This window comes from Microcoleus sp. M2_D5 (assembly GCF_036701935.1).
Classification (GTDB): Bacteria; Cyanobacteriota; Cyanobacteriia; order Cyanobacteriales; family Microcoleaceae; genus Microcoleus.
On the sequence record NZ_JAUBRP010000013.1, the window covers coordinates 23,040 to 42,583 of the forward strand.

The following is a 19,544-nucleotide window of genomic DNA, read 5'->3' on the forward strand; positions in this document are numbered from 1 at the left end:
CCAAATCCCGTGGCACAGGCATCTTGCCTGTGAAGTCCAAATCCCGTGGCACAGGCATCTTGCCTGTGAAGTCCAAATCCCGTGGCACAGGCATCTTGCCTGTGAAGTCCAAACCAAATCTTTCTGAGATTTTAGCCTCTTCTTTACTTGTGAAATGAATTGCGGCTGCGCCTGCTAAATTAGGGCGTTCTAAAAGCGTGGCATAAATCTGTTTCAAGCACTTTTTTTTCTGCAAATCAGCCGGATCGAGCATACCGCAGGGACGGATAATATATGGCAAATGATGATATCTTGCAATTGTAGCCGCGAAGGTAGTTACTGGCGAAAAAAGAGCGTGAATGTGAGCCAGGTCAAATTGTCGCGCATTTTCATTTAACCACTGCAATAACGAGAGTGAAAACTTATATCTACGAAACGGAGAACAGCGGAAATAAATAATTTGATAGCCGTTTTGTTGTAGTGGTTGATTTAGAGGGACATCTAAGGGAACTTGACCGATATCTCCGTTAGAATCTGTGGTGATAATTGTGACATCAATGCCTTGGGAAGCGAGGGCCGCAGAAAGTCCGAGTACCATTTGACTCGGCCCGCCGTAGACGAGGGAAATTGAGGGGATAATTTGGAGAATCCGCATCCGGGATAGTTATTTAAATCCACATACCAACATCTCTCATTACAAATTTAATTATCTGGAAAAGGTTGCCCGTCTAGCTGTTCAGCTTCCTCTCTCTTTGTTGCTGTAATTTGAGTATTGTGAGCCATTGTCTTGGAAAATTCATACATTTCATTGGCTTTGGCTTCCGCAGCTTTCACAATTTCAAGGATTTCGAGCAGTAGGCTTTCATCTGGTAATTGTTTCATAGCAATGCTTCTAATCTCTCAACTACTTGGTCAATCATAATTTTCGATTCTGGAGCCATCTTTAGCAAGGCTGCTAAATAATCTCCTGCTTTTTGAACATCTTCATCGGGCACACCAGCCATTAATACATTGCCGACAATGTGCTCTGCTTGTAAGCGAACACCTGCTATGCAGAATTCAAAATTGCTGATGGAAGAAAAATATTGCATCAGTATTTCATTTTCTGGAAAAAGAGACATTGATCTTCTAAGTGCAAAAAGTCCTTGCGTTGCTTGGCTTTCGGTATCATGTAATACCTGGTAGAGTTCGTCTACCAAAGAGCGTATGTCGGAAGGAATAGACATTTACCACAGGTTTTATTTAACACTTGCATTATACTACTAAAAGTTACAACAATTCGTTGTAAAATTCCAACAACTGCTCAGCTAAAGCTTTATTGGTATAATTACTCATAGCTCTCTGATAACCCCGATCGCCCAAATCAGCAGCAAACTCCCGCCCCTCCATCAATTTCTCCAAACATTCTCGCAAAACCCCTGCATTTCCTTCTGGGAATAATAACCCCGCATCGCCGATGACGTGGGGAATTTCCCCGCAGTCGGAACCAATCACCGGAATGTGACAAGCCATCGCTTCGATTAAAACGTGACCGAATTGTTCTTTCCAGCCCACCGCGGTCAAAGTTTTGAATTTATAGCTGGTTTGCGAGGGCAATACCAAACAGTTCATTAAGTTAATGTAGGGGGGAATTTCTTCGTGAGAAACGCTTTCTACCCAGATTATTCGGTCGCTAATTCCCCATTCAATACATTTTTCGGCGAGGTGCGCCCGCAATTTTCCTTGTCCAACTAACAGCCACTTCCAAGAAATTTTTTTCAACCCTGCCAAGGCTTCAGCTAAAGTCAACAATCCTTTTTCTTCGACAAATCGCCCTACAAATCCTACCACAAAATCGGTCTGTTCAATACCGAACCTGCGCGATAAATCAGCGTCTTTACCAGTGTGGCGAAACAAAGCTTCATCTACTCCGAGTTGTGGCATTACTTTTACCGCACCTTGATAGCCCCGCTGCCGCAAAATTTTAGCTCCATCTAGGTTGCCTGCAATAATTCCGTCGGTGTGCTGAAGATTGTAATTTTCTAAGACAGAAACCGGCCAATTCAATTGATAAGGCAGATTCCACCATGTAAAAAATATATTTTTTGCTTGCAGTTTTAGCAGTTTATTTAGTAAGATTAACTGAGCGCAAGCGAGAGATTTTGAACCTTGTTCAACTTGAACGATCTGCGGTTTGATTTTATGCAAAACATCAATTAAATCTGTCCCAAATGTTAGCAAACCCTGATTGTTTTGACTGAAGTTGGAGACGGGGACAACTTTAAATGAGCCTTTTTGATAGAATTGCGTTTCTATAATTTTATTTTGTACGCCTCCTGGTTTCCAACGCTTCGGCACTACAACTGTTACTTCAATATCGGGTTCTAGGTTGGCTAATATCTTTAATTTTTCCCGATTAATGTCCACAATATAGGTGTGACTGGCCACGAGAATTCTCATTTATTGGGAAAGGCGAATGGGGAATAGGTAATTATTGCTCGTTAATCTTGTCTTGATGGCTGTAACTTTGTCCATCATTCCACAGAGATTGAATTAGTGTATTTATAGCACTGACAAAACCCAGGATATAAAAAACAAATCTAGTTATAATTTTAAGGGGCGAGGTGCTTTTATAACAAGGTGGATTTCCCAAAACGTGGCAGTCAAAGAGTTTGGCGAAAAATCGCAGGCATTGAAAGGCTGTTAAATTTTTCAATCCCATGAGGAAATGGTTGTGATAAAATGTGACTTGATATTCGATCGATCGCGTGCTGACATCGTGACAGCCCCCGCTCTCTTCCCCCAAGTGAACTAAACAGGCATTGGGATCGTACCAAATTTTCATGCCAGTCGATCGCAATCTCAAACACAAATCCGACTCCTCCCGCACCGCACTCCCTGCAAACCGCTCGTCAAACCTCAGCCCGAATTCGGCAAAAACCTGCCGGCGAAAAGACATATTGCAGCCTCTAGCCGAGAGCACCTGCTGCGGTTTGACTGTATGCACCAAATCGATAAAATACCAGGCAATGCCAGCATCCATAGCTTCTCTTGGCAAATATTCGATCGCCAAATCGCCTCCAGAATTATCGAGTTTCATTCTGTCAAAAACCCTGCCCGCCACACATCCCACATCTGGTTTTTCTAAATAATTGCCAGCGTGAGCCGCCAAAAAACCATCTGGCAATTGTACATCATCATCAATAAATAAAATAATCTCTCCAACTGCGCGTCGCACTGCATAATTTCGAGCAGCCGGCAAACTCGCCCAATCTACTCTAAACCACCGAATTTTGCCCGCATTTGCCAATTCCTCTAAATAAACTTGAGTTTCCGATTCGTGGGTGCGAGTTTGATCGATTACTAGCACTTCAAAATTTGGGTAATTTTGCCGAATCGCATCAGCCAATGTCTCTCGCAGAGGTTGCTCGCGGTTGTAGGTGGGTATCACAACAGAAATCATCATCACACAATTGAGTGAAAATAAAGTTAAGGGTAGGCAGGATGCCTGCCCCACTCGTTATTTTTGGAGAAGTTAATTAAAACTCGAAATTAATAGTGAGAAATTTTGATTTAGGAATTTTGAATGAAAAGATTTCAACTCAAAACTCAAAAGTCAAAACTCACAATTCCCAAGTTTTAGCACTTCCCCATTTCCATCAGATAGCGATGTGTTGCTGAACTGCTAAAACTAAAGTTTCAGTCCAGAAATTAGCCAATTCGGCGCTGGCAGCTTCCACCATAACTCGGATTAGCGGTTCAGTGCCAGAAGCGCGAACCAAAACCCGTCCCTGTTCGCCCATTGCCGTTGTAGCGCGATCGATCGCCTTTTGCATTGCCTCGCACTCGTGCCATTTCAGGCGTTTTTCGCGATCGTCCACCCGAATATTTCGCAACAACTGCGGATAAGTTTGGAAACTGCCACTTACCAATTGTGCCAAAGATTCCCCGGACTGGCGCACCAGCGAAGCCAAATGCAAAGCCGTCAGCAAACCGTCGCCGCTGATACCGTAATGCGGACAAAGAATGTGTCCCGACTGTTCGCCGCCCAACATCGCACCAGTGCGCTGCATTTCAGCGTGAACGTACTGATCTCCGACGTTGGTTCTAGTTAGTTTGCCCCCCAATTCTTCCCAAGCTCGCTCGAAGCCGAGGTTAGCCATTACAGTAGAAATAATTAAATTGGATGGTAACTGTTGGGAGTCGCGCAACTGCCGGCCCCACAGATAAAGAATGTAATCGCCGTCAATCGTTCGACCTTTGTTGTCAACACCCAAAACTCGATCAGCATCGCCGTCAAAAGCAAAGCCCAAATCGGCATTGTGTTCCAAAACCGCCGCTTGCAAACTGTCGAGATGAGTAGAACCGCAGTTAACATTAATGCGAGATCCATCAGGAGAGTCGTGCAAACAGATCACATCCGCCCCCATTTGCGCGAACACCGCCGGCGCCAAACCCGCAGCGGCCCCCCAAGCCAAATCCAAAACTATCCGCATTCCCTCCAAATTCATCTGTTGCAGCGAATCACAGAGCGAAGTGGCATAATCTTTAACCAACTCAGAGCGATGGTAGTGGTGTCCCCAACCCAAGCTAGAAATTGGAACCTTTGCCCCTCGGATTCCCGCTTCGATTTGTTCCTGCAACTGCTGCGACAGCTTCGATCCGTTTGAGCCGAAAAATTTAATGCCGTTGTCTTCTGGGGGATTGTGAGAAGCCGAAATCATCACTCCGCCGACCGACTCCGAAACGCTTGCCAGATAAGCAACGCAGGGAGTGGGACACAATCCCAAATTCCACACTTCCAAACCGGCGGCCGTCAAACCCGCTGACAGTGCCATTGCCAGCATATCGCTGGAATTCCTGCTGTCTTGTCCCAAAATCACAGGGCCCTGGTTGGGGGAATTTTGGCGTAGAACTTGTCCAGCCCAGAAGCCCACTTGCAGGGCTAGGGGTGCATTCAGCAATTCTCCAACTTTCCCGCGAATGCCGTCTGTGCCGAAGAGTTTGGTATTGGGCAGGGGGAGGCTATCTCCCAGCAGAATCGTATCGCGTTTGACTGGCTGTACCGAGTTAGCAGCCGGAAACTCGCTGCCACGAGGGCGCGAAGGTGTCTGAACCATATTCACTCCTTTAGGAATATTCACACTCACACTTTGGGTTCATGTTACAACTGAAAGTCTTTATTTTCAGCCTAAACTTCATTTATTTCGTCAATTGCTGAGGCAACTTGCTCTGACAACCTACGCACAAAGCTTAACTTCATCGGAAAAATTTGTATTGTATCCAAGGGAAAAACTTTTAGTCCTGGGGGCGCCCACGCCCGGAAACCCGGTTTCTTTCTGCCTCCAGGCGTGACCGCGAATTTCTCGATCTTATATCTTGCACCATTCTCAATAAGCTTTTATGAACAGGCTTTCCGGCCTGTTCCACAAGAAAATCGACTCTTTGTGCAACAGGCCGGAAAGCCTGTTCTTGAGAATGGTGCAAGATGTGAGTTGATGATACCCGCCACGTGATTTATCCGTGGAATCAATCCAAAATCTCAACTCGAAAATCCTCAACAAAGAGCATTTGTCTCGCGCAAGTCAATCTAAAATCTAAAATCTAAAATCTAAAATCGATTGACGCTGCTGCGGTTTGAGCCTGTCAGCCACTGCGGGTATAGAAGGTTAATGCTGTATTGCCGTATACTTTGTGGCGGCAAATTTCTAGGCCGGAAATCGCTTGTGTCGATCGCTCCGGGCTGTGTTCGATCGCGATTTCGCCGAGGAGTGCTAGCATTTCTTGGCTGGCGATCGCGTTTAACACCGGTTCGTACAAGTCGCTGGCGTAGGGCGGATCGAAGTAAATGCGATCGAACTGCTGCCCCGCTAGTGCCGCCAACTTCGCCGTCGCGTTTCCCCGCAATATTTGGAAGGTTTGGGATGAGTCTGCTACTTGCTCCCAGTTTTGGCGGATAATCGCACAAGCTTTCGCCGACTGTTCGATGCCAGTGACACTCGCGGCTTGCCGACACAAAGCTTCTGCACCCATCGAACCACTGCCGGTACAAATGTCAAGCCATCTGCAATCTGCGATCGTCCCTTGCCAAATATTAAATAAAGCTTCTCTAACTCGCGAAGGTGTAGGGCGAGTTGCGAGTCCCGGCAGGGTTTTGATTTGGCGATTGCCACTGATTCTCAGGCTCATACAATTTTAGATTTTAGATTTTAGATTTTAGATTGGGGATGACTGACTAAATATGAATTTGGTGCAGACTTACAGTTGCATTATTTATTGAAACTAATATCATTTAAAACTATAAACACCCGGTTTATACAACAAACCGGGTTTTGCACAAATCCCCTAAGCCGCTACTTTTTCCCTCACCAGACTGACAAAATTTGACAGCATTTGCAATCCCGTACTCGAAGACTTTTCCGGGTGAAATTGCACGGCCATCAAATTGTCTTTAGCGATAGCCGCCGTCACGTTTTGACTGCCGTGAGTCACAATTGCCGATCGCACTTCCGACTCAACTGGATCGACATAAAAAGAATGCACGAAATACACCCAAGGATCGGACGGTAAATTTTGCCACAGCGGCAAATCCGCTTGAGTTAATTGCAATTGATTCCATCCCATGTGGGGAATTGTCAAACCCGGTTCCGACCGAAATCGGCGCACTTTTCCGGCAATTACGCCCAATCCCGGTTCTACACCTTCTTCGGAACTTTCAAACAGAATTTGCAAACCCAAACAAATGCCTAAAAAAGGTTTTCCCGAGGCGATCGCCCTTTTTATCGGTTCTATCAAATTGCGCGATCGTAAATTCTGCATTGCCGGGTCAAACGAACCAACTCCCGGCAAAACCACCGCATCAGCCTGCTCGATTATAGCAGGAGAATCTGTAATTTTTGGCACTGCACCCACATTTTCCAAGCCTTTACAGACCGAGTGCAGATTGCCCATGTCATAGTCCACTACTGCAATGACAGACATTGACTTACTTGCCTTATATTATCAATATCAGTATTATTGCACAAATATGACGGCGAAAATCCTGCTAACCTCATTTGATACTTGGCTTCCCCATCAGAAATCCAACTCTTCGGACGACTTGTTAGCCAAGATTTCCCAGATCGAATCTTTGCCTGCCCTGACTTTTTTGAGGAAACTGCCAGTAGATTTTCAGCTAGCACCTAATTTAGCGATCGCCCAAATCAACCAACTCCAACCCGACACTATTATCTGCTGCGGCATGGCCGAAAGCCGGCAAAAATTAACTGTAGAATCTTGCGCTTGCTGCGATAGCGACATTCTGAAAACAGCAGTTAATATCGAACCGCTAGTCGCTGATTTAGCCGCAACAGAAATCAGTCACGAAGCCGGAAAATTTGTATGCGAAGCCCTGTATTATGCGGTTTTAAAACATATTTGCGATTCTCAAATAGCTGCTAAATGTATTTTCGTACACGTACCAATTTTAACTGATAAAAATATCGACAATATTGTTACCGATTTTTTATTAATTCTGCGCCGCCTAACTACACGCAGGGACTAGAAACCGGGTTTCTGGGTATACCCCTCTTCTATCACTTTCTGTAGAGATTATTATCCTACTCCTATTCTAATTAAAGTAGGGTGCGTCGCCGCCAGAATTCTGATTATTTACGACTATCAATGAGCGACGCACCATACCGCTATACTCTCGCCCGAAGTGACAAAAGAGAGGTAAGGTGCGTCGCCATCAAACATCTGCAATTTCTATCCAAGATATAGCAAGCGACGCACCCTACAAACTTAGCGCAAAAACTTATAGAAACCCGGTTTCTGAGATTGAGCGCAGGGGCGAGAAACCGGGTTTCTACGAATATTTCTCGTTATTCATCTCCAAAACTCGTAGAAACCCGGTTTTTGAGATGGAGTGCGAAACTAGCAACTGCCAAGTATTTAGCCGCCGTAATTCCAACCGGTGCTTTCTAGCAGCAACGGATTGCCTTCTCGGTGGACGCCTGCAGCCACAACTTCTCCCACATAAACCGTGTGATCCCCGTTTTCCACAGCGCCGACAACTTTGCACTCGATGTAACCCAGAGAATCCGAGATAATCGGACAACCAGTTTCCGCGCCCGGATAAAATTCTACATCCTCAAATTTATTGCCAACGCGGCGCTGCTGCTTGAAGAATTTTTGGGCTAACTCTTTCTGCCCTGCTTCTAGGAAACTCAAAGCAAACACACCGCTGGCTTTGATCATGGCGTGGGATTTGGAGTCTTGTTTGACGCAGTTGACAACTAAGGGAGGGGTAAAAGAAGATTGCATCACCCAGCTAGCGGTGAAACCGTTGACTTCCTCCCCGTCTTTGACACCGCAGATGTACAATCCGTGAGGGATTTTCCGCAAGATGGTCTTTTTAGCTTGTTCGTCTAGCACGGGCTTACCTGTTCGATCGATAATTCTACACCGCTCAGTTTACCAATCTCAGGCCCACAAACCCACCTGTCTTAAGGGCTATTCGGTAATATTGCCTTTTTCGATCCCAAACTTGACACCAGTTTTAAGTCAAAATTAACAACTCAAAACTGTTATGAAACTCCATACTTTTTAAACCAATCTTGCATCTGTTTCCAAGCATCCTTCGCTTCTTTTTCCCGGTAAGTGGGGCGATAGTCAGCGTTAAAAGCGTGCGGCGCATCTGGATAAAGCACAATTTCCGAACCGCTGCTACCAGTTTTGAGAACTTCCCGCATTTTCTCGACTGTATCGTTGGGAATTCCGTCGTCTTTGCCGCCGTAAAGCCCCAATACAGGCACTTTCAAAGTTGCTGCAAGGTCGATCGGCTGTTTGGGAGTTAAAGCCGTAGAATTGCCAACCAAACGCCCGTACCAAGCCACTCCAGCTTTGACTTTCGGGTTGTGGGAAGAGTACAGCCAAACAATTCTGCCGCCCCAGCAAAATCCTGTAATTCCCAACTTATTAGTATTGCCTTTTCCTGACTTTTGTGCCCACTCTACGGTTGCATCTAAATCGGACATAACTTGAGCGTCAGGAACTTTCGAGACAACTTTACTAATAATTTCGGGAATCTCGGTGAGTTTAGAAACATCACCTTGACGGGAAAACATTTCTGGGGCGATCGCCAAATAACCTAATTTAGCAAAACGGCGGCAAATATCTTGAATGTGGGCGTGAACTCCGAAGATTTCTTGAATTACTAAAATTACTGGAAAATTGCTGCCGCTGGCTGGCATTGCTCTGTAGGCTGGAATTGAACCGTCTTTGACTGGAATTTTCACCTCACCTGCTATTAAACCAGTTGTATCTGTGGTAATAGTTGCCACAGCAATAGGATGAACTGCGAGGGCAAATCCGGCGGTTAATGCGGTGACAGCGATAAATTGTCTGCGAGTTAAATCTTTCATTTGTGATTTGTTTATTGGTTATTAGTTTTTCTTCTGTAGGTTGGGTTGAGGAACGAAACCCAACATCAAATAAATGAGTGTTGGGTTTCGTCCCTCAACCCAACCTACTGCTGACTACTGACGGAACAGCCGATCGTGCTCTGGATGGTACAAGCGCGATCGTCCTTCTGCTGATTTTCCCAACGCCGGACTAATCACATACATTGTCGTTCGGATCAAATTATTTTCGCGCGTAGCAACGGCCATTTTGTCAAGGGGAACTAGCACAATTTTTTCATCAGGCCAGCCCAACCGATAACAAATCGCTACAGGCAAATCAGATGGGTAATGTTCCATCAATTTAGCTTGAGCTGGTTCGACATGGCGGGCGCTCAAATACAGGCACAAACTCGCTTGATGAGCCGCCAAACTCGCCAATTCTTCCCGTTCCGGTACTTCGGTTCTGCCGCTAATTCGCGTCAAAATAATTGTCTGCACAATTCCCGGAACTGTCAACTCAATTTTAAGTTTAGCCGCCGCAAGTTGGAAAGCGCTAATTCCCGGAATTACCTCAAAAGCAATTCCCTCCGAGGCCAAAGCTTGCATTTGTTCGCCGACAGCCCCGTATAGACAGGGATCGCCCGAATGCAGGCGGACGACGCTTTTTCCGGCGCGCACTCGTTCCACCATCAAAGGTACAATCTCTTCGAGGGTTTTATCCGCAGTTTGGATCGCTTCAGCATCTGCGCGCACCCCCTGCAAAATTTGCTCTGGAACTAACGAATCAGCAAATAATATGACATCAGCAGCAGCCAGTAATTTTTGAGCCTTAACAGTCAACAAATCCGGGTCTCCCGGGCCTGCACCTACAATGTATACCCTTGGAATTAGGACTTCAATCTCTGTCAAACTCATTGCTGCTAAAAAATTTGCTAAATTTACGGACTCTTCCGGATGTACCTATTTTGGTTGGAAGTAAGGGATGGTAGATGCACCCTGGTTTTGAACCCTAGAGACTAACCTCTCTGGGGTTTTTTATTGATCCTCTGGCAATTTCGGAACGATCTTTGCCCGATCGCTATTGGGGGAGACAACATCGGGTAAAGGTCGATCGAGCAAATAAAGCCAAGCTAACCCGCCCAACCCTAACACAATCCCAGTCAAGCTTACCATCTGTGCCGTCCGCAGCGGCCCGAACATCAAACTATCAGTCCGCAACCCTTCAATCCAGACTCGACCGGAACTGTAAGCTGCGATATAAACCAAAAATAAAGCACCAGTTTTCAAGCGAATTTTGCCCTGCAAATCGCGGAAAAATAAAGTTAGAAGCAACCCGAATACTGTCAAATTCCACAGGGATTCGTAGAGAAATGTGGGGTGGAAGTATTCAAAATTAGCGTAGGCGGGCGGGCGGCTACTTGGGGGAATATAGAGTTTCCAAGGCAAATCCGTAGGACTGCCAAAAGCTTCCGAGTTAAAGAAATTTCCCCAGCGTCCGATCGCCTGACCGAGAATTGCCGAAGGCGCGATTAAATCTGCCAATTGCCAAAAAGAAACTCGCTGAATTTTTGCAAAAATTAAAGCTGCGATCGTGCCACCCAAAATCGCCCCGTGAATGGCAATTCCGCCTTTCCAAATTGCAATAATATCCTCTGGCCTCTGCGCGTATTGCTGCCACTCGAAAGCCACGTAATAAATTCGAGCACAGGGAATAGCGCCCAGAACCAGCCAAATTGCCAAATCACCCAACAATTCCGGGTTGACGCGGCGTTTTTGGGCCAAGTATTGGGACAGGCTGACCCCAATCAATACCGCAGAAGCTATTAACAGCCCGTACCAGCGAATGGCTGCGGGGCCGAGTTGAAAGATAATCGGGCCCGGCGATGTAAATTGAAACGCTAAGGGCAGCGCAAGAATATTTAGCACCATAAAAGTTGCATTAATTGTGATGGAAAGCTGTCAAATTTGCACACCCTTTAACAAACTCCAGAGTTTATTTTAGGTGGCGGCGGTCATTTACACGCAATATTTGGGGAATTTTGCCAAAAATTAACTTTGTTGCGGACATTGGTGCCTGGAGTTTTCTTTGTGAGTCCACCATAAGATCCCCCCTAACCCCCCTTAAAAAGGGGGGAACCGGATTATTCTCAAAGTCAACCCCTACTCCCCTTAAGAAGGGGGATTTAGGGAAATCGAGACTTCGCCTTTTTGAAGATTAACGGCAGGTTGGGTCTAGAAGTTTTAATATGGAGGATGGCTTTAAATTTTCTGATGACCTATGTCTCCTACTTCCGTTTCTCAGGTGTACTCTTCTGGTAATTCCAAGGGTGCGAATCAGTCTCGCAAGACTGCTGCTTTGGCTGTTGAGTCGGGTAAAATTCCGCCCTTGCTGGGGGCGAGTTTAGCTGAGTTAACGGAGTGGGTACAGCAAAACGGGCAACCTGCTTATCGGGGAAAGCAGTTGTACCAGTGGATTTATGAGAAAGGTGCGCGATCGATCTCTGACATTTCTGTATTCTCGAAACAGTGGCGCGAGACTGTTGCTAAAATCCCGATCGGGCGATCGACAATTCACTATCGATCGGTCGCACCAGACGCCACGGTAAAGTATCTCTTAAAATTGGCAGACGGTCAAATCATTGAAACCGTCGGCATTCCCACCGATAAACGGCTGACTGTGTGCGTCTCGGCCCAAGTTGGCTGCGCGATGGGCTGCGACTTTTGCGCTACCGGAAAAGGCGGTTTCAAGCGCAATTTAGAAAAACACGAAATCGTCGATCAAGTTTTGACAGTACAGCAAGATTTCGGCCGCCGAGTCAGCCACATCGTATTTATGGGAATGGGCGAACCCCTGCTGAATTTCGATAATGTTGTAGCTGCTGTCAAGTGTTTGAATCAAGACGTAGGAATTGGACAGCGAAACATCACCATTTCCACAGTAGGAATTCGCAATCGCATCAGCCAACTAGCCGAACATCAACTGCAAGTTACCCTCGCCGTCAGCCTCCACGCTTCCAATCAAAGATTGCGCGAAGAGTTAATTCCTAGCGCCCGCCCTTATCCTTTGGGTGAGTTAATCGCAGAATGTCGGGAATATGTGCGATCGACTGGACGCAGATTGAGTTTTGAATACGTACTTTTAGCAGGTGTGAATGACTTGCCAGAACACGCAGCCGAGTTAGCAACTCACTTGCGCGGTTTTCAGTGTCACGTCAATTTGATTCCTTACAATCCGATTCAGGAAGCTGAATATAAGCGACCGACTCCCAATCGAATTAATAGTTTCGTTGCGACCTTGAAGGAAAAGAAAATTGCAGTTAGCGTGCGGTATTCTCGCGGCTTAGAAGCAGATGCCGCCTGCGGACAATTGCGGGCATCCGAGGTTGAGAATTGAATTTTTAACCCCTCAAAATTGTCGTAGGGTGCGTTATACCTGAGATGTTGCAGCATTCTTAATTAGCCTTTTGCGGGCGGGCAGGATGCCCAACCCCTACTCCCCACAAGAAAACTCCGTCTTTGTGGAACAGGCATCTTGCCTGTTCTTGAAAATGATGCCAGATGTGAGTTAGACCGCGTTATTTTATCAATTATTGATAAACTACATTCTGACCGAAAGCATCCAGGATACAAGCCCCCGGATTCATCCGTGGGGTCAATGCTTCAATTCTTTAATCTAAAATCTAAAACCTAAAATCGATTGACGCACCCTATTATTTTAGCTACAAGCGTTTAACAAGTATCCACCGCAACTCTAACGGCGGCGTTTCTTGCACCGGAAATAAATCGCGCCCGCTAGCCCAACTCACAAACCAAGGTGTCGGCGGCCACGCAGAATCAGGCAAATGTTTTTGTTCGTATTCAATCACAGATTCATCGGAAATAATTTCTAACGGCAAACCCTCTATGGCTGCTTGCAATTCTTGTCTGGTAATCAGATAAGACCAACATAATTCAGACATTTGTTTTGCCATCTCATCGGGTTCATACCCATCTACAGCTAAGAAAGCACTGAATAAGATAAACCCGCCGCTTAAAACGGCATCGGACATTTTACCCAGGAAAAGACGAATTTGTTCGGGGTACCGGAAATGAGAAAGAACTTCGGTAGCAATGGCTAATTTGTACCGATAAGTTTTCATCCTCAATAATGGGTCTAAAACGTCGCCTTGGGTGACATTTACCGCCAAGTTTTCGGCGGTGGCTGCTGCTGATAGTTTCTCGGCAAATATCGGTGTTAGTTCGATCGCATCTACGGAATGGCCTAACCTTGCTAAGGGCAAACTATTGCGCCCTGGGCCCGCACCAACATCTAAAATAGGTGCTTTTCGCGGTTCGCCTAATTCGGCGGCAGTGGCGATGACTTTGGCATCAGGATGGCTGCCGAATAAAGGTTCGGGGCGAATATCCGGCCAGCTATGATATTTCTGGGCCATCGATTCGACTTGAATCTTGGTATTCAGAGTAATCCCACCAGCTAAACCGCTTTGGGAATTGGCGGGAAAATAGGAGACTATGAGATTAGCGTGGGGGGAATTTTTGAATCCTTCTGCTAAGGCGTTGGCGATTAATGTTCGCAAGTTTTCGGCTTGGGCAGCGTCGATGTTTTGTCCGAGAATGTTTAAGAAGTCTGACAGTAATTTAAGATAGTCGTCTAGCATCGATGGCAAGCAAGGCAGATAGAATTCTCCTTTGAGGCCGATGTTTTTTTTGAGTCTTTCTTTGAGAATTAATTTGAGGCGATTCGAGTCAGTCATTCGATTTTAGATTTTAGATTTTAGATTTTAGATTGACTTGCAGCTTTGAATCTGCAAGCTAGAACAAGACTCTAAAATTTTTATCTTTGCAGCACTTACAGCATATTCGGTGGTTTATGAAGTACAGTAGAAACCTTAATTGTGTGCTGTTAATCTGTAGGGTGCGGATCTACGAGATATTGGATATAACTTACAGATTGACGGGTGGCGACGCACCTTACACGGGCCATCAGATTATGTGTACCACATATAAATGGAATATGCTGTAAGTAATTCGCAACTTTCCGTTTTTGGGCGGAATCAGCGGCCGGTCTGTTTCCGGTGATTCGCTGACTGGCAATTCGGGGATAGATGCGGCACTGGTGAGGTTTTTAGTCACAATCTTTTTGATTAGATTCAGCAATAAGTGCAAGAGCACCCAGCATAATTTTGTGTTCTTGCACCTGAATTCTCGCGTGCAGCGTTTCTGCGGTATCATCAGGCAATACGGGCACCGCAGCCTGCATTAAAATCGGCCCGCTGTCTACTTCTAAACGGGCGATATGCACCGTACATCCGGTGATTTTAACCTTGGCGGCCAGTGCTTGCTCGACGGCGCGAATTCCTGGGAAACTCGGCAGTAAGCTGGGGTGAATGTTAATAACGCGATCGGCAAAAGCATCGAGCAAAACTTTGGTAACAATTCGCATCCAACCCGCCATCACTACCCATTCTACATCATACTCTTGAAAAGTTTTGACAATTTTTGTATCTAATTCTTCGCGGCTTTTGCAGTCGCGGTGATTGAGCAGAATCGAGGGAATGCCGTATTTTTCGGCTCTGGCTGCGGCTTTGGCTTCGGGGTTGTTGTAAATTAATACGGCGATTTGAGCGTTGAGTTGTTGGTTTTGGATGGCATGGGCAATTACCTCGAAGTTGCTGCCGCTTCCTGATGCTAAAACTCCTAGTTTTAAGGGCTTACTAAGAGAAACATTTTTTTCGACTTGGGCGGTAGGAATTGGGGGAACAATCAAACAATCTCTAGAATTGGTATTTGCTGTTATCATAAAATTTTTAGTTTCCTCTCAAAATTGTATCACCTGTAATATCAATTTCGGTTACATCGGAATTAATATTACCCGACCGAAATCAGGACACGGCAGTGCCGCGTCCTCGCTTATCCTTCCGGCGCAGCCGGAATTGAAATAAGGAGTGCTAATATGGCCGATTGGCAAAAAAATCCTCCCTGAGAATCGAATAAATTTTGAGATCCCAGTATTCGCCTTTGACAAATAGATGCTGTCGCAATATTCCTTCCAGTTGCATCCCCACTTTTTCCATGACGCGCGCCGATCCAATATTACTAACTTTACATTTAGCCTCAATTCTATTCAACTGCATTTCCCGAAAGCCGAACTCCATCATTGCATTGACAGCCTCGCTCATATATCCTTGATTCCAATATTTGCGAGAAATCGCGTATCCCATTTCAGCGCGACTGTGTGTCATGCTCCATCCCACATATCCGCAAGTACCGATAAATTTGCGGTCGGCTTTGTGAACTATTCCCCAATCCACAAGTTCTCGTTTTTTGTACATTTTTAGCAGCGATTTTATAAAATACTTAGTGTCTTCGATCGAGGTATGAGTTGACCAGGTTGTGTATTTTGATACTTCGGGATCTAAACCATACTCAAACATATCGCTGGCATCGTTTAAAGTAATTTTTCTCAGCAGCAGTCTTTCTGTTTCTATAGTGGGTAAATTGGCTAATATATCGAGAAGATTCATTGTGATATTGACCTATATTATGATACCATTTAAAACTAAAAGCTAAAATTTACAAGCCAATGGTTCGGATTAAATTTGGGCGTTTTAACTGGTTGGATAATGATGCGATCGCAGCTTGGACTTTTCTGGCGCCGGCTTTGCTGTTTCTGGGTACTTTTTTGATTTGGCCGATCGCCTATTTATTTTACCTCAGCTTTACCAGCGGCAGCTTTACCCAGTCGGGAGTGCGTTGGATTGGCTTCAACAACTACTGGCGTCTAGTCACAAACCCGGATTTCTGGCAAATTCTCCAAAATACGCTCTATTTTACTACTGCGACAGTCATTCCCAGTTTAGTGATTCCATTGGGCTTAGCTGTTTTGCTAAATCGCTCGTTTGCTTGGCGAGGAACTCTCCGCACCGCTTATTTTATTCCTTCGATTACCTCTTTAGTTGCAGTTGGCTTGGGTTGGCGGTGGTTGTTTCAAACCGACGGCCCGGTGAATAGTGTGTTAATGGCGATCGGCTTAAATCCAATTCCTTGGCTTAGCAGCACAGTTTGGGCAATGCCAGTGATAATTCTGCTCAGTATTTGGAAACAATTAGGCTTTAATATGGTAGTATTTTTAGCAGGATTGCAAGCAATTCCGGTAAATCGTTACGAAGCGGCAGAATTGGATGGAGCTAATGCTTGGCAGCAATTTTTGTACATCACTTTACCCGGTTTGCGGCCGACTTTAGTATTTGCTACTGTCACTACTGCTATTTTTACTCTGCGGAGTTTCGAGCAAGTTTACGTCATCACCGGCGGCGGCCCTTTGAACTCTACTAATTTGCTAGTTTATTATATTTACGACCAAGCTTTTTCGCAATTTGATTTTGGCTATGCAGCAGCAGCGGCAACTTTCCTGATGGCTGTAGCTTTGTTATTAGTCTATTTACAATTAAAAGTTTGGGGCGAAGATGCTTGATATCACATCCGGTAGCATCCTTTGTGTATTGGCGGGGCGGGTTTACGAGATTGTTTGTTTTAGTCATAGATAGTTGGTAAAACCCGCCCCTACGCGCAAATTATACAATTCCCAATGCCCAATTCCTAATTACCAATTCCCAATTTTATACTCCATGTGCTCTGCTGTTTGTTCAGCTTGTGCTGTACCCAAAAGTTTGCCGACAACGTGCAAAGACATATCAATTCCCGCAGCAATTCCCCCAGATGTGATGATTTTGCCGTTATCTACAAATCGCTGATTTTCGATAATAGTTGTGTTTGGCGCTAATTTTTTCAATAAATCCAATGCCCGATGGTGTGTAGTTGCTGCCAAACCTTCCAACAAACCAGCTTTTGCCAAAAGCAGCGAACCCGTACAGACAGAAAGCACTAATTCTGCTGTTGGCGCACAATCTTTTATCCAGTTAATAATTGCTGAATTATCGATCGACTTTCTCGTACCTTGTCCTCCCGGTACAATTAAAATATCCGGTGGCGGACAATCGGAAATGGTGCAGTCGGGATTTACACTCAAACCGTTGCGGGCGTTGACAGCGCCTGGATGTTCGGCTACGGTAGAGACTGCAAAATGCCGTGAAGCGAAGCTATCCCGAAGGGAATCGCCCTTACTTAATTCTGATGTCACCGAAAACACTTCAAAAGGGCCTGCAAAGTCCAGTACCTCGACATCATCGAACATTAAAATAGCTACGTTCCTAGTTATCATAAGACATACTTCTGATAGAGACCAAAAATAGCGACGATTTGTTATCGTAGAAATGGTATGATTTAAATTATTAAAGCTATGCCGAAAAATATTCGCCATCGCGCCCTGAAACTCTGTCTTTTGTGTCTGGCTTGCGCCTTAGCAATTGCTGTTGCGCCAATTTTTACACCCGCTCAATCCACAAGTCAATTAGAGTTTCGCATTACTCAATTAGAAAGGCAAATTTCTGAACTTAGGGGACAAATCTACAGCTTGCAGAACCAAGGTTCTAGAGTTAACCGGCCGCAGTCTCCTTCCCCTTCCGGTTCTGGTCGCACCAATCCTAGAACGGTGTCTGGAGACCCGATGTTTGATAATTTAGCAACTTTGGCAATTGAAACTAAGCAAGATGTTATTAAAATTCAAGAGCGCTTGTCAAGGCTAGAAGCGTCGAGAAATCGTTAGAGAAGTCATTAGTCATTAGTCATCAGTAATTAGTCATTAGTCAGAAGGAAGATGTTCAAGGGAAGAGGGAAGAAGTCAGTAGTCATTAGTTAGAAGGATGAAGTCATATTCTCGCCAACTCAAAACTCAAAACTCTCCCCCTCTCCTTCTCTACCATTCTCCGACGTTGAGGTCTAGAACAGCAGGGTCTGCTAAAAGTTAACTTGCAGAACTATTCAATGATATGGAAATAAAAGGCTGCCACCACAAAATTGATTGCTAACAGCAACAGAAACCAGCCTGCGCGAAATGGGTAAGGGAATTTGCCCGTTTTCATCACGGAGTCGGATTTTAATTGGTTCTTCGCTATCTCTGCCATAGGTAAAGCTCCTAATTCATAATGTCACTCTATTTACAAATAGCAGAGAGCGTCGCACTTATGCACAATCCTCTAGAGTTATTTTTTGTAACAACGAGTTTATACCGAGTTGAATTCAAATTAGTTTCAATCGCTCTCTCCGGCGTGGTATGAACTGCGGACGAGAGGCCCCGATCGCACGCGCTCAAACCCCATCTCCCGCGCGATCGACCCAAAACGGTCAAATTCGGCAGGCGTCCAGTATTTACGCACTGGGAGGTGTTCTAGAGATGGTCTCATGTATTGACCGAGGGTGAGCCGATCGCACTTGGCATCCCGCAAATCGGCCATCGCTTCGACTATCTCGGCTTCGGTTTCCCCGTGTCCCAACATCAAACCGGATTTGGTGGGAATAGTTGGGTCATATTGCTTGACAATACGCAAAACGCCGATCGAGCGATCGTACTTCGCCCCCCTCCGCACCGGCCCTTGCAACCGCCGCACCGTCTCAATATTGTGGTTGTAACAAGCCGGTTTAGCCTCCACCACCGTGCGAATCCGCTGTCGCTGCAACTCATCAAGGCCGGAATTCTCCCCGTCGGGGGCGGGCACGGGGGCACCGCCCCTACCTGTTCCCCCCCAAAAATCCGGCGTCAGTACCTCAACTTCAGTATGCGGGTTAAGAAGTCGGATTTGGGCGATCGTCCTGGCAAACCAACCCGCACCCCCATCCGGCAAATCATCCCTCGCCACCGAAGTCAGCACCGCATAGCGCAAACCCAACAACTGCACAGCCTCGGCAACCTTTTGCGGTTCCTCCGGGTCTAGCGGCATCGGAGAATGACCTTTATCTACTTGACAAAAAGCACAAGCGCGGGTGCAAGTCGGCCCCATCAACAAAAAAGTCGCCGTTTTTTGGGCGTAGCACTCGCCCCGGTTGGGGCATCTCCCCTCCTCGCAAATCGTGTGAATTTGCCGCTGTTTGATAATTTTTTGCACTTGGGAAAGTTCGCTAGCTTTGCCAACGGACCTACGCAACCACTCCGGCATCGCCTCGATTTCACCCCGCATTTGAGCGGCAACTGCTTTGACAGTAGGAGTTTTAGGAGTTTGGGGCGACATAAAATTAAGTGGTGATTGAGTTAATTCCTTCGATCGTATCCGAAATCAAAGCCCCTGAACTTGTAGGAGTATCGCCCCA

The 19,544-nt window shown here is 45.8% G+C and carries 23 protein-coding genes; 4 read left to right on the plus strand and 19 right to left on the minus strand.

The window, feature by feature from the left end; all coding sequences use genetic code 11:
• From QUA50_RS07865 to hisH, 8 genes are all read right to left on the minus strand, one after another.
• On the minus strand, nucleotides 1-634 hold a 634-nt coding region (locus tag QUA50_RS07865; protein ID WP_333261282.1), incomplete at its 3' end, for a glycosyltransferase.
• A 47-nt stretch (nucleotides 635-681) separates the two neighbouring features.
• Nucleotides 682-861 (minus strand): hypothetical protein, encoded by a 180-nt coding sequence (locus QUA50_RS07870; protein ID WP_333261279.1) that lies wholly within the window; start codon nucleotides 859-861, stop codon nucleotides 682-684.
• Complete coding sequence (locus QUA50_RS07875; protein WP_333261276.1) at nucleotides 858-1,205, minus strand: hypothetical protein; 348 nt, start codon at nucleotides 1,203-1,205, stop codon at nucleotides 858-860. The genes QUA50_RS07870 and QUA50_RS07875 overlap by 4 nt, the downstream gene beginning before the upstream one ends.
• A gap of 43 nt (nucleotides 1,206-1,248) precedes the next feature.
• Nucleotides 1,249-2,418, minus strand: coding sequence for a hormogonium polysaccharide biosynthesis glycosyltransferase HpsO (gene hpsO, locus QUA50_RS07880; protein WP_333261274.1), 1,170 nt, complete (start codon nucleotides 2,416-2,418; stop codon nucleotides 1,249-1,251).
• A 31-nt stretch (nucleotides 2,419-2,449) separates the two neighbouring features.
• Nucleotides 2,450-3,424 carry a hormogonium polysaccharide biosynthesis glycosyltransferase HpsN gene (gene hpsN, locus QUA50_RS07885; protein WP_333261271.1) on the minus strand — a complete coding sequence of 325 codons (975 nt, stop codon included), beginning with the start codon at nucleotides 3,422-3,424 and terminating at the stop codon, nucleotides 2,450-2,452.
• A gap of 193 nt (nucleotides 3,425-3,617) precedes the next feature.
• Nucleotides 3,618-5,078: a phosphoglucosamine mutase gene (gene glmM / locus QUA50_RS07890; RefSeq protein ID WP_333261364.1), complete on the minus strand. Its 1,461-nt coding sequence runs from the start codon at nucleotides 5,076-5,078 to the stop codon at nucleotides 3,618-3,620.
• Nucleotides 5,079-5,604: 526 nt separating this feature from the next.
• The gene (gene rsmD, locus QUA50_RS07895) at nucleotides 5,605-6,147 is read right to left on the minus strand and encodes a 16S rRNA (guanine(966)-N(2))-methyltransferase RsmD (protein ID WP_333233887.1); all 543 of its coding nucleotides are present in this window, start codon (nucleotides 6,145-6,147) and stop codon (nucleotides 5,605-5,607) included.
• Nucleotides 6,148-6,303: 156 nt separating this feature from the next.
• Nucleotides 6,304-6,939, minus strand: a complete 636-nt coding sequence (gene hisH, locus QUA50_RS07900; RefSeq protein ID WP_333056843.1) for an imidazole glycerol phosphate synthase subunit HisH — start codon at nucleotides 6,937-6,939, stop codon at nucleotides 6,304-6,306.
• On the opposite strand from hisH, the gene QUA50_RS07905 reads away from it, so the two are divergent.
• Entirely contained in the window at nucleotides 6,929-7,501 is a 573-nt protein-coding gene (locus tag QUA50_RS07905; RefSeq protein ID WP_445243145.1) for a pyroglutamyl-peptidase I family protein, read from the plus strand. The genes hisH and QUA50_RS07905 overlap by 11 nt on opposite strands.
• 389 nt (nucleotides 7,502-7,890) lie before the next feature.
• On the opposite strand, the gene QUA50_RS07910 is transcribed toward QUA50_RS07905, so the two are convergent.
• From QUA50_RS07910 to lgt, 4 genes are all read right to left on the minus strand, one after another.
• The gene (locus tag QUA50_RS07910) at nucleotides 7,891-8,373 is read right to left on the minus strand and encodes a flavin reductase family protein (protein ID WP_333234216.1); all 483 of its coding nucleotides are present in this window, start codon (nucleotides 8,371-8,373) and stop codon (nucleotides 7,891-7,893) included.
• A 152-nt stretch (nucleotides 8,374-8,525) separates the two neighbouring features.
• Nucleotides 8,526-9,362 carry a dienelactone hydrolase family protein gene (locus QUA50_RS07915; RefSeq protein WP_333234217.1) on the minus strand — a complete coding sequence of 279 codons (837 nt, stop codon included), beginning with the start codon at nucleotides 9,360-9,362 and terminating at the stop codon, nucleotides 8,526-8,528.
• Nucleotides 9,363-9,476: 114 nt separating this feature from the next.
• Nucleotides 9,477-10,256 (minus strand): precorrin-4 C(11)-methyltransferase, encoded by a 780-nt coding sequence (cobM, locus tag QUA50_RS07920; RefSeq protein WP_333234218.1) that lies wholly within the window; start codon nucleotides 10,254-10,256, stop codon nucleotides 9,477-9,479.
• Between the two features lie 120 nt (nucleotides 10,257-10,376).
• A complete protein-coding gene (lgt, locus tag QUA50_RS07925) occupies nucleotides 10,377-11,270 on the minus strand; it encodes a prolipoprotein diacylglyceryl transferase (protein ID WP_333261266.1) in 894 nt (297 codons plus the stop codon).
• Between the two features lie 349 nt (nucleotides 11,271-11,619).
• On the opposite strand from lgt, the gene rlmN reads away from it, so the two are divergent.
• Nucleotides 11,620-12,735, plus strand: coding sequence for a 23S rRNA (adenine(2503)-C(2))-methyltransferase RlmN (gene rlmN / locus QUA50_RS07930; RefSeq protein ID WP_333261264.1), 1,116 nt, complete (start codon nucleotides 11,620-11,622; stop codon nucleotides 12,733-12,735).
• A 325-nt stretch (nucleotides 12,736-13,060) separates the two neighbouring features.
• On the opposite strand, the gene QUA50_RS07935 is transcribed toward rlmN, so the two are convergent.
• From QUA50_RS07935 to QUA50_RS07950, 4 genes are all read right to left on the minus strand, one after another.
• On the minus strand, nucleotides 13,061-14,095 hold the full coding sequence (locus tag QUA50_RS07935) for a class I SAM-dependent methyltransferase (protein ID WP_333261261.1): 1,035 nt from the start codon (nucleotides 14,093-14,095) through the stop codon (nucleotides 13,061-13,063).
• Between the two features lie 229 nt (nucleotides 14,096-14,324).
• Nucleotides 14,325-14,474, minus strand: a complete 150-nt coding sequence (locus tag QUA50_RS07940; RefSeq protein ID WP_333261259.1) for a hypothetical protein — start codon at nucleotides 14,472-14,474, stop codon at nucleotides 14,325-14,327.
• On the minus strand, nucleotides 14,467-15,141 hold the full coding sequence (gene purN, locus QUA50_RS07945) for a phosphoribosylglycinamide formyltransferase (protein WP_333261256.1): 675 nt from the start codon (nucleotides 15,139-15,141) through the stop codon (nucleotides 14,467-14,469). Before purN ends, QUA50_RS07940 begins: the two co-directional genes overlap by 8 nt.
• A 148-nt stretch (nucleotides 15,142-15,289) precedes the next feature.
• The gene (locus tag QUA50_RS07950; RefSeq protein WP_333261253.1) at nucleotides 15,290-15,865 is read right to left on the minus strand and encodes a GNAT family protein; all 576 of its coding nucleotides are present in this window, start codon (nucleotides 15,863-15,865) and stop codon (nucleotides 15,290-15,292) included.
• A 59-nt stretch (nucleotides 15,866-15,924) separates the two neighbouring features.
• Here QUA50_RS07950 and QUA50_RS07955 point away from each other — a divergent pair, with 59 nt between their 5' ends.
• Nucleotides 15,925-16,815 carry a sugar ABC transporter permease gene (locus QUA50_RS07955; RefSeq protein ID WP_333261250.1) on the plus strand — a complete coding sequence of 297 codons (891 nt, stop codon included), beginning with the start codon at nucleotides 15,925-15,927 and terminating at the stop codon, nucleotides 16,813-16,815.
• 129 nt (nucleotides 16,816-16,944) lie between these two features.
• Here the strand turns inward: QUA50_RS07955 and QUA50_RS07960 are convergent, their stop codons facing one another.
• Nucleotides 16,945-17,562 (minus strand): DJ-1/PfpI family protein, encoded by a 618-nt coding sequence (locus tag QUA50_RS07960; RefSeq protein ID WP_333261247.1) that lies wholly within the window; start codon nucleotides 17,560-17,562, stop codon nucleotides 16,945-16,947.
• Between the two features lie 78 nt (nucleotides 17,563-17,640).
• On the opposite strand from QUA50_RS07960, the gene QUA50_RS07965 reads away from it, so the two are divergent.
• Nucleotides 17,641-18,006 carry a hypothetical protein gene (locus QUA50_RS07965; protein ID WP_333261246.1) on the plus strand — a complete coding sequence of 122 codons (366 nt, stop codon included), beginning with the start codon at nucleotides 17,641-17,643 and terminating at the stop codon, nucleotides 18,004-18,006.
• Nucleotides 18,007-18,217: 211 nt separating this feature from the next.
• Here the strand turns inward: QUA50_RS07965 and QUA50_RS07970 are convergent, their stop codons facing one another.
• Both QUA50_RS07970 and QUA50_RS07975 read right to left on the minus strand, forming a co-directional pair.
• Nucleotides 18,218-18,364, minus strand: coding sequence for a photosystem I protein PsaX (locus QUA50_RS07970; protein ID WP_333298570.1), 147 nt, complete (start codon nucleotides 18,362-18,364; stop codon nucleotides 18,218-18,220).
• 126 nt (nucleotides 18,365-18,490) lie between these two features.
• Complete coding sequence (locus QUA50_RS07975; protein ID WP_333261243.1) at nucleotides 18,491-19,465, minus strand: lipoyl synthase; 975 nt, start codon at nucleotides 19,463-19,465, stop codon at nucleotides 18,491-18,493.
• Nucleotides 19,466-19,544: the final 79 nt, after the last annotated feature.